At 45.9% G+C, this 14,036-nt stretch carries 9 protein-coding genes and 1 other RNA gene; 4 read left to right on the top strand and 6 right to left on the bottom strand.

The genetic code is table 11. The features are described 5' to 3' along the window. Positions 1-43: 43 nt before the first annotated feature. Entirely contained in the window at positions 44-2,764 is a 2,721-nt protein-coding gene (locus BLW60_RS06165; protein WP_074715409.1) for a YhgE/Pip domain-containing protein, read from the bottom strand. A gap of 35 nt (positions 2,765-2,799) precedes the next feature. Then, complete coding sequence (locus BLW60_RS06160; RefSeq protein WP_074715406.1) at positions 2,800-4,899, bottom strand: efflux RND transporter permease subunit; 2,100 nt, start codon at positions 4,897-4,899, stop codon at positions 2,800-2,802. A 370-nt stretch (positions 4,900-5,269) separates the two neighbouring features. Between BLW60_RS06160 and BLW60_RS06155 the strand changes: the two genes are divergently transcribed. Further along, a complete protein-coding gene (locus tag BLW60_RS06155) occupies positions 5,270-5,878 on the top strand; it encodes a TetR/AcrR family transcriptional regulator (protein ID WP_074715403.1) in 609 nt (202 codons plus the stop codon). A 57-nt stretch (positions 5,879-5,935) separates the two neighbouring features. On the opposite strand, the gene BLW60_RS06150 is transcribed toward BLW60_RS06155, so the two are convergent. The 4 genes from BLW60_RS06150 to BLW60_RS06135 form a co-directional block, all read right to left on the bottom strand. After that, entirely contained in the window at positions 5,936-7,276 is a 1,341-nt protein-coding gene (locus BLW60_RS06150; RefSeq protein WP_074715400.1) for an MATE family efflux transporter, read from the bottom strand. Positions 7,277-7,483: 207 nt separating this feature from the next. Beyond that, on the bottom strand, positions 7,484-8,788 hold the full coding sequence (locus tag BLW60_RS06145) for a UDP-N-acetylglucosamine 1-carboxyvinyltransferase (protein WP_074715397.1): 1,305 nt from the start codon (positions 8,786-8,788) through the stop codon (positions 7,484-7,486). Between the two features lie 111 nt (positions 8,789-8,899). Then, the gene (locus BLW60_RS06140; RefSeq protein WP_074715394.1) at positions 8,900-10,411 is read right to left on the bottom strand and encodes a peptidylprolyl isomerase; all 1,512 of its coding nucleotides are present in this window, start codon (positions 10,409-10,411) and stop codon (positions 8,900-8,902) included. Positions 10,412-10,594: 183 nt separating this feature from the next. Further along, positions 10,595-11,458 (bottom strand): peptidylprolyl isomerase, encoded by an 864-nt coding sequence (locus tag BLW60_RS06135; protein ID WP_242872837.1) that lies wholly within the window; start codon positions 11,456-11,458, stop codon positions 10,595-10,597. Between the two features lie 541 nt (positions 11,459-11,999). Between BLW60_RS06135 and BLW60_RS06130 the strand changes: the two genes are divergently transcribed. From BLW60_RS06130 to BLW60_RS06120, 3 genes are all read left to right on the top strand, one after another. Further along, positions 12,000-12,800, top strand: a complete 801-nt coding sequence (locus tag BLW60_RS06130) for a hypothetical protein (RefSeq protein ID WP_074715391.1) — start codon at positions 12,000-12,002, stop codon at positions 12,798-12,800. Positions 12,801-12,993: 193 nt separating this feature from the next. Then, positions 12,994-13,092: signal recognition particle sRNA small type (gene ffs / locus BLW60_RS06125), an RNA gene on the top strand. A 37-nt stretch (positions 13,093-13,129) separates the two neighbouring features. After that, a complete protein-coding gene (locus tag BLW60_RS06120; RefSeq protein WP_074715388.1) occupies positions 13,130-14,020 on the top strand; it encodes a tetratricopeptide repeat protein in 891 nt (296 codons plus the stop codon). The last annotated feature ends 16 nt before the right edge of the window (positions 14,021-14,036 follow it).

Here is a 14,036-nt window from a genome sequence, read left to right as displayed (position 1 = left end):
GGATAATATCCGCCCCTACTGCTATCTACTCACTACTCTCTACTCACTTATTAGTTCCGTCAACGAGATAGATGAACTTAACGCTGCCGTCCATTTTATCGGATATGCCCGAGAAGCTGTTATACTCACGCGATGCGTCTCTCAGAGCCTTGAAGTTCTCGATGATATCAGGGAGATTTTCATTTACAGCACCTGTAAGCACTGATATGCCCTCATTATTGAACTTTATCATGCCGTCGTTCAACGCCTTAGCTCCGCTTTCAAGCTGACCTACTCCGTCTGTGAGAGTCTTGCTGCCTGTTTTCAGCTTATCTATGCCGCTGTAAAGCTCTCCCGAGCCGCCGCTGAGCTTAGTTGCACCTGTGCTGAGAAGCTTGATCGAGTCGTAAAGTGTCTTTGCGCCGCTGCTGAACTGCTTGCTGCCGCCGAAGAGCTGTGCAAGTCCGTCATCAAGAGTTACCGCACCTGTACTTAACTGACCAATACCGCCGTTAAGTGTAAGTGTGCCCTGTGAGAGCTGTGCAAGTCCGCCGTCAAGAGCTTCTGCACCGTTATAAAGCTGACCGATACCGCCGCTGAGATCAACTGCGCCTGTACTGAGCTTGCCAAGTCCTGCATTGAGTGAAGCATTTCCTGTGCTGAGCTGCTCGATACCGTTCACAAGTGAATCAAGACCGCCTATAAGCTGACTGCTGCCGCCTGCAAGAGTACCTATACCGCTGTCAAGAGAAGCCGCACCTGTACTAAGGTCTGATGCGCCCTTTGAGAGCTGTGCTGTCGAACCCGAAAGGGTAGAAGCTCCTGCTGCCAGAGCCTTGCCGCCCTCGTCCAGTGTTGCAAGACCGCCCTTTAATGTCTCAGAGCCGCTCTTTGCAGCTTCAAGACCTGTACTGAGCTGACCGATACCGCCGTTAAGCTGTGCTGCACCGTTCTTTACGGAAGCTGCGCCTGCTCCGAGAGCACCGCTCTCAGCCATAGATGCTGATATCTGCTTCTGTCCTTCGATAGTCTGCTGAAGAGTTCCTATTGCTACAGCAAGTTCCTGTGAAGGAGACTGCTGATATAATGCCTGTAATGCTGCGAGAGCCTGCTCGTTTGCAGCGATAGTAGTATCAAGCGATGTGCCTGCTGCTGCAATGCCGTCACTGAGCTTTGCTGCGCCCTCACTTAGAGCTGCTGCGCCGCCTGAGAGCTGGTCTGCACCTGTTTTTGCATTTAATATACCCTCTGCAAGAGCTTCTGCACCGCTCTTTGCGCTTGTGATGCCTGCCGACATCTGTCCTGCGGACTCGCTGAGCTTTGCAGCTCCGTCATTGAGCGCAGCTGCACCTGCTGCAAGCTGTGCAGAACCGTCCTTTACCTGTGCGCTGCCGTCCTTGACAGCACCCACGCCGCTTGTAAGAGTACCTGCGCCGCTCTTGAGAGCTGCTGCGCCCTCATTTACCTTTGTAAAGCCTGCTGTGAGAGCGTCAGAGCCGTCCTTTGCGTCCTTTAATCCGCTGCTGAGAGCGTCTGCGCCTGCGCTTACCTTGCCGAAGCCGTCAACCAGTGCAGAAGAGCCTGCCTTTGCACTGTCCATACCCTCGCCGAGCTGTGATGCTCCGCCGCTAAGCTGGTCTATACCTGCAACAAGCTTTGAAGAGCCGTCCTTTGCACTTCCCAGACCTGCCTCGAATGTACCTGTAGAGTCCGAGAGAGTCTTTGCGCCGTCTGCTAACTTCTTAGCACCGCTATCAAGCTCCGAAGCACCGTTTTTCAGCTCCAAAGAGCCACTGAGAAGCTTATCTATGCCGCTTGTAAGCTCGCCTGTACCGCCGCCCAGCTTCTTGATACCGTCATAAAGTGAAGCAGTACCGTCTGTGAGCTTTTCTGCGCCGTCGCTGAGTTCTTTCAGCTTATCCTTTAAATCGCCGAAGTCGGCAGCATTGTCTATATCAAGCTGTGAGAATATCTCATTGGATACTACCGTAACAGAGGTATTCATCTCGAAATTGGTAACGTCTGCGGATATCTCAAAGCTGTCGGGAATTTCTATATTCATTCCCTCTATCTTGTTAAGGTCAAGGCTTTCGCCAAGTCCCGGAAATGCCATACCCACAACGATAAGTCTGTCGCCGTCTGAGATGACCTTGCCGTTTGTTACTTCAACGTTAAGGTAATTGTCCGTGCTGAGTACAGCTGCACTTGCTGCCATGAAAGGCACGTAAAGTTCCTTTACTGTACCGTTTACGTTCTTCTTTACCTTCTGATTGTTCTTATATGTCCAGCGGATAACGAGGTGTCCGCTCTTGCCCTTGATGCTTTCGGGAGTTACCTTCTTGCCGTCGAGAGTATATTCAATATCCACATCAACGGGAAGATCCTTGTTTGTATTGCCCTTGTAGTAGATATCGCTGCCGTCAGCCTGCCAGCTGATGTTCTCGCCGTTTACCGTGAACTCCTCATCGCCCTTGACATTGACGATATCGCTCAGCTCTGAGATATCGGAGATATTTCCCAGTGCGGGAGCATTTTTCAGCCAGTCGCTTACTACTACGTTCTTTATGCTTGAATCGCTGTTGCAGAGGACGTAAACTGTCTCGTCCTTGTATGCGTTTTCACCGTTGTCTTTTCTTTCAGCTGTCTCTGCTGTATCTGTTTCCTTTGCCTTTTCAGCGGTTTTCTGTACCTTTCCGCTGCTCTTTGCATATGCGATAGAGCCTGTTGCGCCTGCGGATACTGCGGTTGCAATCAAGGCTGCCATAACTTTACTTACCTTTTTCATATCTATCTCTCCTTTATATGAACTATAGGACTGTTTTACGCTTTTTTGTATCTGTATTCAAACTTGTTTTTCTTCGGAAGAAATCCTGCACTGGTCTTGCATATCACCTTGTCAAAGACCATGAACATTGACGGGATAACGGTAATTACTATTACCATTGAGATAAGCGCACCTCTTGCAAGAAGCATACACAGCTCTGAGATAAGTCCGATATCGGAATACAGTGCAACACCTACTGTTGCAGAGAAAAATCCGAGAGCCGATGTGATGACCGACTTTATGGAAGTGCTGAGCGCAATGCCGATAGACTCCTTTTTGTCCTTGCCGCTGCTGCGCTCTGTGCGGTATCTCGTTGTCATGAGTATCGCATAGTCAACAGTTGCACCAAGCTGGATAGTACCGATAACGATAGGAGCTATGAACGAGAGCTTTGAGCCTGTGTAGTAAGCTAAACCAAGGTTTATCATAATTGCAAGCTCTATTACCGAAACAAGTATCACAGGAAGTGATATGGAACGGAATGTAAATGCGATTATAAGGAAGATAGCAGCTATTGAAAGGAAGTTTACTATCTTGAAGTCTCTGTCGGTTATAGTGATAAGGTCCTTTGTTGCAGGAGCTTCGCCTATTAGCATTCCATTGGGATCGTATTTCTTGACGATCTTGTTTATAAAGCCTACCTGCTCGTTTACATCGTCAGAAGCGACCTCGTACTCTGAACCTATGAGTATGAGCTGCCATTCATCGCTCTTGAGTACGCTTCTCAGCTCCTCGGGAACTGCTTCCTCGGGAATAGCCGAGCCTACCAGTGAGTTGAAGCCCAGTGTGAACTGAACGCCGTCAACGCTTTCTATCTTGTTCATCATCTTGTTGGCGTCTTTAGCGCTCATATCCGACTTCACCATGAGGATATGTGTGCTGTTCATGTTGTATTCCTCAGCAAGCTTTGTGTTTGCGATAACGCTGTCGAGAGTCTTTGGAAGAGTGCTGTCCAGCTTGTAGTAAACACCGTAGTTGTTGTTGCCGAATACGGCAGGTATCAGAAGAACTATCGCTCCTGTAAGGAATACCCATGAATGTTTTACGATGAATGAAGATGTACGCTTGAAGCCGGGTAAGAAGTCCTTATGTGAGGTCTTTGCTATAGCCTTGTCGAATATGAGTATCATTGACGGGAGCACTGTTACGCAGGCGATAACGCCGCATACAACGCCCTTTGCCATTACGATACCTAAATCAAGACCAAGTGTGAATGTCATGAAGCACATTGCAAGGAAGCCTGCAACTGTTGTGAAGGAGCTTCCTACTACTGAGGTTATAGTAGCTGCAATAGCGTGTGCCATTGCTTCCTGTCTGCTGTCGGGATAGAATTTCTGCTGTTCCTTGTAGCTGTGCCATAGGAAAATGGAGTAGTCCATTGTAACACCCAGCTGCAATACCATTGCAAGTGCCTGTGTGATAAATGATATCTCCCCGAGGAAGATATTGGAGCCTAAGTTCCAGACTACTGCAAATCCTATGCTCAGCATAAAGAATACAGGGATAAGGAAAGAATCCATTGTTATCATAAGTACGATACTTGTGAGGATAACTGCGATAAGCGCGTATATAAGCGTTTCACTCTGAGTGATGTTCTTCATATCAAGAGTCATTGCCGACATACCGCTGATGAAGCACTGCTTTGAAGTGATGTTCCTCATTGTCTCTACAGCATTGAGAGTAGCGTCTGCGGAGGTCGTATCATCAAAGAATACAGCCATCATGGTAGTGTCGCCCTTGTTGAAGAAATCGTAGATATTCTCAGGAAGTATCTCCATTGGTATATTACAGTCTGTAAGTGACTGATAGCACACAACGTTTGAAACATGGTCAACAGCCGCTATCTTGTCGGCAGTCGCCGCGACATCTTTGTCGCTCATGCCCTCCACCATTACAAGAGAGAAGCCGCCTTGTCCGAACTGCTCCTTCAGGATATCCTGTCCTACCATTGTATTGATATTCTTCGGCAGATAAGAGAGTATATCGTAATTTACGCGAGTATTTACATATCCTATTGCCGCAGGGATAAGCAATACCACCGCGAACACAAGTATGAGTGCTCTGTGCTTTGCTATCCATTCACCGAGTTTTAGCATATTATCATATCCTTTCTGTTATATTCAGGCGCATATTGAACGTCCGTGAGTATATACCCTTAGGAGAAAAGCTTTAATATGGGAAATTGTAAAAGCTGAACCGACCTCACGGACATTCAGTGTGCGCCTGTGCCTTTGTTATTTCATAGTATATTACAAAAATGACCGTTAGTCAACTGCTTTTGGTAACAAAAATGACTCTCGGTCATTAATTTTGTATGAGTGCACAATTTTGCTTCTCATATAAGCTGACTGTTGGTCAATTTTATACCCTTGACATTGCCTGTTTTTCGGGATATAATAATTATGACAACAGATAATGATGAGGACGGTATTTAATACAAAGGATAAAATGAAAGGAGAGGTCATAATGGGTAAGGTAGATTTGAATAAAAAACTGAAAGAAAACTCGCTGCTGAAAACTGCCTTTGAATTTTTTACCACTAAAGGGTTCAGCAAGACCTCTATCACGGATATCGTAAGCAAGGCAGGTGTTGCAAAGGGCACATTCTACCTGTATTTCAAGGACAAATATGATATCAGGAACAAGCTGGTGTCTCATAAGTCCAGTCAGCTTTTCCTGACCGCTCTGGACGAGCTTGGCGACGAGCTGAACGATCTTTCCTTTGAGGACAAGCTCATAAGAATTATCGACAATATCATCAATCAGCTCAATAACGACCAGTCACTTCTCACATTCATATCCAAGAACCTGAGCTGGGGCATATTCAAAAACGCCATAACCTCTCCTGCGTCGGATAAGGATGTGGACTTTTCAACAGTATATTACACTATGTTGAATGAAGCTCCCTATGATTTCCGCGATCCCGAGATAATGCTATTTATGATAATCGAGCTTGTAAGCTCTACCTGCTATTCGGCTATACTCTATAAAGAGCCGTGTACAATTGCGGAGTTGAAGCCTTATCTCTACAATTCCATAAGACTTATAATCTCTCAGCACGAAATAAAAACATAAAAAAACTCCCCATTACCGAATAAACAGTAATGGGGATTTCTATTACTATAGGGATATTTAACGTGTGATATTCTTTACCCACTTATACTTCATGTAATGTTTATATACAGCAGGTATTTTTACAAACTCGTCAAGGGTAAGTATGAACGCCACCGCAAGCACAGGGAGCTTCAGCACAAAGGCTCCTATCATGCCCATTGGCACTACCACACACCACAGTGTTACGATATCGCATATCATACCGAACCGCGTATCACCTCCTGCGGGAAACATTCCGCCTATAATAGTGGAGTTAAGGGAATTTCCGATGATATAGTAAGCCGCCATGAACATCATATATTTCAGATAATACTGCGCCTGATCGTTGAGGGTTATGACTTTAAGAATAACAGGCGTTAACGCAAGTATGACTACTCCCGAGCCTACACCTATGAGAATGGACAGCCGCACGAATTTACCGCCTGCCTTTTTAGCTTCTTCGATCTCGTTTCTGCCCAGCATACCGCCAAGTACGATACCTACTCCTGCTGCGATTCCCCAGCACAGACTTGCTATTATACATCGCACGATACTTGCTATGGAGTTTGCGGCTACAGCATCTGTGCCAAGCCTGCCCATAATGACCGAGTACATAGTTACTCCGCCGCCCCAGCCCAGCTGATTGAGCAGCAGCGGCAGTGTATACTTTATGTAGTCCTTATGGAGAACAGAGTTGTTCAGCCTTAACAGCTTTCCCACACGCAAAGGCAGACACTTTCCGCGGAGTATTACCACAAGGATAAATATACACTCAAAAGCTCTCGCAAGAACAGTCGCCAGAGCCGCACCGCTTATACCCATTTTGGGGAAAGGTCCGAGTCCGAAGATAAAACAGCCGTTTGCTATTATATTAAAGACCACGGAAAGGCTTCCTATAAGTGAGCTGAGCCTTGCGCAGTCGCAGACCTTCATTATGCCGAAATAAGCCTGTGAGAAGCCTGCAAGGACGTATGACAGCGACACTGTGCGCAGATACACTCCGCCGAGCCGAACAAGCTCGGGATCGTTGGTGAAAAAACGCATTATATATTCGGGGAAAATAAGTGCTCCCAGAGTAAAAACAGCTCCCACCAAGAGAGAGTACCTCATAGTAAGAGCAAGGACATCTTCCACGGTCTCAAGGTCCTTTTTGCCCCAGTACTGAGCAGCAAGGACATTACAGCCCGATATGAACGCCATAAAGAAAAGGCTGAACACAAAGGCTACCTGTCCTGCAAGGGAGGAAGCCGAAAGTGAATCCTGATTTAGAAATCCCAGCATAAAAGCGTCCGAAGCCGATACCAGCGACGACATAAAGTACTGGAACGCTATAGGTAAAACTATAGTAAACAGATTTTTGTATAATCCTTTATCCTTCATACAACACCTTTTATAAAATTAAAACGATAATCGAATGTTAGTTGAGAGTTTAGAGTTGAAAGTTATGGTATCGCCTGCGGCGATAATTTAAAATAATGTGAGCGAAGCGAACTCATTAACTCTCAACTCACAACTCTCAATTCTCAGCTTTAACCTAACTTGCCAAAAAAAGCTGCCGCACTAATGTGCAGCAGCCATTATATTCTATCAAACCGCAGCTTTTGCGCCGTCGGTCTTTGTTCCCTCAGCCTTATCGGGAACGCTTACCTTTTCGATATCTGCGCCGAGAGCTCTGAGCTTGCCTTCCATGCAGTCATAACCTCTTTCGATATGGTAGATATCCTCAATCTCGGTAACGCCGCTTGCAGCAAGTCCTGCAATGATAAGTGCTGCGCCTGCTCTCAGGTCACAAGCCTTTACGGGAGCTCCCATAAGCTTGCCTGTACCCTCTATAAGAGCTACCTTGCCGTTTACTGTGATATCTGCGCCCATTCTTCTGAGCTCGTCCACATAGCGGAAACGCTGCTCCCAGATATTCTCGGTGATAATGCTCGTACCCTCTGCAAGACACAGAAGAGTAGCTATCTGAGACTGCATATCTGTAGGGAAGCCGGGGTGAGGAGCTGTCTTGATGTTTGTCTTTACCAGCGGACCGTCTACCCATACTCTTATACTGTCGTCGAACTGTTCGATATTAACGCCGATCTTCTCAAGCTTCTTTGTAATGGATTCAAGATGCTTGGGGATAACGTTCTTGATAAGAACATCGCCCTTTGTTGCAGCAACTGCCACCATAAATGTACCTGCTTCTATCTGATCGGGGATAACTGCATAAGTAGTGCCGTGGAGATGCTCAACACCTCTGATCTTGATAACATCAGTACCTGCGCCCATGATGTTTGCACCCATTGAGTTGAGGAAGTTTGCAAGATCAACGATATGAGGCTCCTTAGCTGCATTTTCGATCACTGTGAGTCCCTCAGCCTTTACAGCAGCCAGCATTGCATTCATAGTAGCTCCGACTGTTACGACATCAAAGAAGATCTGATTGCCGCTGAGCTTGTCAGCAGTAAGATCTATCATGCCCTGACTGAGAGTATGCTTTGCACCGAGGGCTGTGAAAGCCTTTAAGTGCTGATCTATAGGTCTGTCTCCAAGTGGACATCCGCCCGGCATGGAAACTCTTGCTTTTTTGAATTTGCCCAGAAGAGCACCGAGGAAGTAATATGAAGCACGCATTTTTCTTGCATACTCATAAGGAACACAGAATTTGCTGATAGTCGTAGGATCTATCCTGTAGGTATCCTTTGCGATATTAGTAACTTCTGCACCCATTTCCTCAAGAATATGGATACATATCCTTACATCACTGATATAAGGAACATTTTCTATAACACATGGTTCATCCGAAAGAATGACTGCCGGAAGAATTGCTACAGCTGCATTTTTAGCACCGCTGATAGTGACTTCACCCTCAAGGCGTCTTCCGCCTTTTACAACAAACTTATCCAAATATTTTCTCTCCTTAGTGTTTCGGGGTATTTTTATCTGCTCCCGAATTTCTTTCTTTTGTTCATCGGCATCAAGCCGGGATATATTCAATAAGCCCAAGGCTTAAAGAGATCATTTATAATCGGAAATACTCCAGCGAACGTCGCCGCCTTTATATTCCGAAACAGTCATAGACTCGATAACAACGTCCTTTTTAGGCTTGCTTGTCGATTCATCGACCTCTGCGTTCTGTACATCGAAAACGATATCAAGTCCGTCGAATACCTGACCAAATATTGTATAATTTCCGTCAAGCCACGGTGTTCCGCCGTATGTGGAGTATATCTTTTCTTCGTTTTCCGTGAACGAATATCCTTTTGATTTGAGATCGTCTATTTCTTCCTTACCGTAAACTTCACCCGTTACGATATAGAACTGACTGCCGTTGCTTGCTGTAGAGCCGCTGTTTGCGTAAGCAACAGCACCCGCAGCGTGGATAAGATGCGGATCAGTACCGCCGTCAAATCCCTTTTCGTATATGGATTCGCCGCCTGTACCGTCACCGTTGGGATCGCCGCCCTGTATCATAAAGTCCTTTATGACTCTGTGGAAGGTGAGACCGTCGTAATAGCCCTGCTTAGCAAGAGTAATGAAGTTTTCAACGCCCTGTTCCGCATATTCCGGAAAGAGCTTTATCTTTACTTCTCCGTCATAGCCCTTGAGCTTCATGCTGACGATAGTTTCGCCCTCTTTCGGAGCAGTAAAGTTTGCAATGTCCATATTTTCCTTGCCTGTAGAGTTTGCTATCTCGTCTGCATCGAATTCTTCGTAATCACTGATATACCAATGTATATCCTCGCCGTTGTATTCGCCTACGGTAACGGATTCCATTACAACGTCCTTGAACGGCTTTGAAGAATTCTGATCTACGGACACGTTCTGTATCTTGAATATCACATCAAGACCGTCGATGACCTGTCCGAACACGGTATAACCGCCGTCAAGCCACGGTGCGCCGCCGACCTTCTTGTACTGTGCTAGTGCATTGTCTGATAAAGCCAGACCGTTCTGCTTGTAATATTCAAGCTCATCGTCGCTCGGAACTGTTCCCGTTACTACATAGAACTGGCTTCCGTCCGTATCGGTGCCGCCGCTGTTAGCGTAAGCAAGAGCACCTGCAACGTGGATAAGGTGGGGATCAGTGCCGCCGTCGAATTTTTCGCCCCATATAGACTCGCCGCCCATACCTGTGCCCAGCGGATCGCCGCCCTGTATCATAAAGTCCTTGATGACTCTGTGGAACTTCAGACCGTCGTAATAGCCCTTCTTTGCAAGCTCTACGAAGTTCTCAACGCCCTTGTCCGCATATTCGGGGAAGAGCCTGAACTTTACGGTGCCGTAGTCCTTGATCTTCATTACTATTATTGTATCGCCCTTTTCGGGTGCAGTAAAGTTTGCTATGTCAACATTTTCGACTGTTGCAGCTTCTGAAGTTTCAGCAGCAGTCGTATCCTCTGATGTACTTGCCTGAGTTGTATCGTTTGTGGCAGTTCCCGAAGTTCCGTTCTGCTCCTTGCCGCATGAGGTAAGAGTACCCGCAGCCATGAGCATACACATAATACCTGCCAGAACCTTTTTTAACATAAAATTCCACTCCTCAGATATGTGAGATCATGTTTTATTATTAGTAATTATACTTCAACTTATATATTATACATCATAAAAACCGATTTGTAAATAGTTTCCGTAATTTTTTAGTGTTTTAGGACAAAGCTTTAAGTTAAAAAAGCGAGATTTACCTTAAAAATAACGACTTATCATACCACTTTATTTTGTAGCAGTCTCAGCAGCAGTCGTAGTAACAGTTGTAGTAACAGCTGTTGAAGTTTTTGCAGTAGTCACAGCCTTTTCATCGGCTTCCGAGTAGGTGCTTATAGTGACAGAATTTATCATTATATCATCAACAGGGAATTTATAGCTGCCCTGATCCTGAGTCTCAAGGCTTGCAAGCTTTTCCACAACGTCAAGACCGCTGTAGACCTGACCGATAACTGTCATCTGCTGCGAGAAATTAGGAACTCCGCCCATTTTTATAAAAGCGTCCGCAAGCTGCTGGCTTTCGGATACTTCTTTAAGTTCCTTTTTAAATTCATCGTTGAACTCAACAGTATTGAGTACCATAAAACGGCTTCCATTATAATAAGTACCGCCGCCCAGCAGCTTCTCCTTGAAGGTCTTGTCAAGAGTAGTATTCATAGCCATTACAGCTCCCTTGAAGGGCCATAGGTCCTGATGAAGCTCTCTCTTTACAAGCTCATGGGAATTATCGTTTGCCGAGCCGTCCTTGTTCGGAGCACCTGCCGCAGAGTACACGCCGTCCTCGGAATGGAATACATAAGTATTATTATAATAGCCCGATCTTGCAAGACTTGTGAAGTTCTCAACAGCATTTGGAGACTGCTCTGGATAAAGCACAAATCTGTATTCGCCGAGAGTCGTATCAACGATAGCGATAGGATCGCCGTCTTTAGGACTGTCAAGCTGTATGAGCTTTATAGTGTTGGGATCGACGGTTATATAATAAGTCTGACGTGCTGCAAGGGTATTGCTAAGCATTATAACAAGAGAAGTTACACCCATTATAAGAGTGAATATCAGCACAAGTCTGACAGCATGGTTCTTTTTTATCATGTAAATATCCTTTCTTTCGCATACTAACCTTATTATACATAGTTTGTCCATATTTGTCAAGCCGCGCACGGTAAACCCTTAGCCGTTAGTTTGTAGGGGAGCCAGCCCTCGGGCTCCCGTCAATTACGCTGCAAACAACATCAGCGCACTGTAGGGGCGCATTCCGTGCGCCCGTGTATCCGTAATCATTATATATGCCGAAGCTATGTGTAGGGGCTGCCAGCTCTGCATATAGCATTGCCAGCCAAATCACAGATTTGGGGCACTGCTTATGTGGCAGTCCGTGTAATTCCGATGATGCTGCCCGCGTCGGGAAGCAACTGCCCTTTCGATGATATTTGTCCGAGTAGGGGGCGCAGGCTCTGCGCTGTAGGGGAAGCCGTCCTCGGCGTCCCGAGAATCAATAATGCCGACTCAACTCGCAGCGTCGCGCTGCCTGTGCTGCAAATTTTTTTGCTGTAAGTATTGATTTGTTAACAATTTAGTGCTATAATGATATCGCTGTATTATCACAGCAATGCGATTATATGGAGGAAAAAAAATGAAAAAGACAACTTTAAAGCTCACAATGGCTTTTATTCTTGCTTTATGCACACTTACAGGCTGCGGCAATTCTTCCGACTCTGACAAAAAATCAGACTCTAAGAGCAAGGCAGAGACTACAACTGTTGCAGAAGATACAACTGTTGCAGAAGATACAACTGAAGAAAAGGCAGCCGGAAGCGAAGAGGAAACAACTGCCGAAACAACCGAAGCAGCCAAGGACTCAACTCCTGCTGCCGCTGAAGGTACTGACTTCAAGAGAGGCGTTGTAGACGGCAATGTTTACACAAACGAGTTCGCAGGCTTCAAATTCACAGCTCCTGACGGCTGGAAATTTGCAGATGACGAAGTAATTCTCCAGATGATGAATCTTGGTGCTGAAACTGCATACAGCAGCAACTCTGACGCAATAAAAAAGATCGTTGAGCAGGCTACTATCACCGACGCTCTCTGCATGAACTCAGCTTCAACTCAGAATATCACTATCACTTACGAAAACCTCAGCAAAAACGTTGCTCTCAGTACTGATACTACTGTTGACGACTACTACAGCATACTCGAAAGACAGCTTGCTGCTGTTCCTACTATCAAATACACAAAGGAAGCAGGTCCTGAAACTATCCAGATGGCAGGCAAGGACTTCTTAAAGGCTGTTTACAAGGCAGAGATGAACAATCTCGAGCTCGAGCAGGCATATTATTTAAGACGTGAGGGCGATTTCATACTTCTTATCTCATGCACAGCTTACAATATGGACGAGGATATCTCAACATTTGAAAACTACTTCTCTGCTCTTTAATCACAAAGCATCGACCTGTGAGGGTATGCCGCAAGACATACCCTCTTTTTATTATTGTACCGCAAAAACGAAGATATACGGTATATTTTAGTTCGCAGAAAAAAATTCTTGACAAAACGCGCGGTTTGTGATATCATAGTAAAAGAGCAATGTCTGCTCATATTATCCGTGATTGAAATTCCGAAATATAGATGTGTGGGCCCTGTGCAACAAGACCCCGTGAACCATGTCAGGCGGGAGACCGAGCAGCATTAAGCGGTGCGTGTTGTGTGCCGCAGCAAGCCTGCACATCTATGTTCCGGAATTTTTCTTTGATAGGGGGGATAAAAATGTTCCGTTCCATTCTTGCAGCACGTACAAGACGTGTCCTGCTTTGTTTCTGGCGCAGTATCCCAAATGCTTTTGCAGCTTCCTTTGTTTCCTCAATAGCTGTTTTTGCATTACGTATGGCAACAGGTGAGGAAGATACCACCCTTTCAAATAATATCGTCGCTATGCTCATGCTCTTTTTCATATACTGGATAGGCATATCATTTTATAAGATATCCCGTTTAAAAAAGAGCATATTCCACCGGTTCGACGGTGATCTCATTGGCAGCGCCTTTACGGGTATAAATCACAAGTCAAGGTGCTTCGAGAAAGGTCTGGAGCTCTTCCACAAGGGCGATTTCAGAAGTGCACTTGAAGTCTTTACCGATCTGGGCAATGAAGAGCAGAATATGACCACGGAAGAAAAAGGCGTGAACGAGTTTTACCGCGGACGCTGCTATCATATCCTCGAAGCCTGCCCCAACGCTGTAATATGCTACGAAAATGCCCTTGAAAAAGGATTTTATATCCCCGAGCTGCCTATATTCATCGCTCGCTGTCACGCTCAGAACGGCTATACCGAAAAGGCAAAGCAGCTCTATGAGGAGCTCCTTACCCGTGAGGACTACCAGTACAGCGACAGGATACGCTGTGAGATAGGCGATATGTACCTCAAGCTCAACGAGGGACAGACTGCGCTGAAATGGTTCGAGGAAGCTATCCAACGCCACGAAAGCTACGCAAGCGCACTGGGCGGTGCTGCCATAGCGCAGATCATGCTCCACAACCTAAAGGAGGGCGAGGCTCTTTACAGACAGGCTCTCCTCAATAATATCGAAGATTCAATAGGCTTTACACGTTATTATAAAGAAATACAGGCAGCTGTGATGCTGGAACACCACAGCGACTGACGAAAGGAGGAAAGGC

Origin of the sequence: Ruminococcus flavefaciens (assembly GCF_900108555.1) — a bacterium.
GTDB classification, from domain to species: domain Bacteria; phylum Bacillota; class Clostridia; order Oscillospirales; family Ruminococcaceae; genus Ruminococcus; species Ruminococcus flavefaciens_P.
The sequence above is the reverse complement of the archived record's forward strand: the minus strand, read 5'-3'. Positions and strand labels throughout refer to the sequence as shown.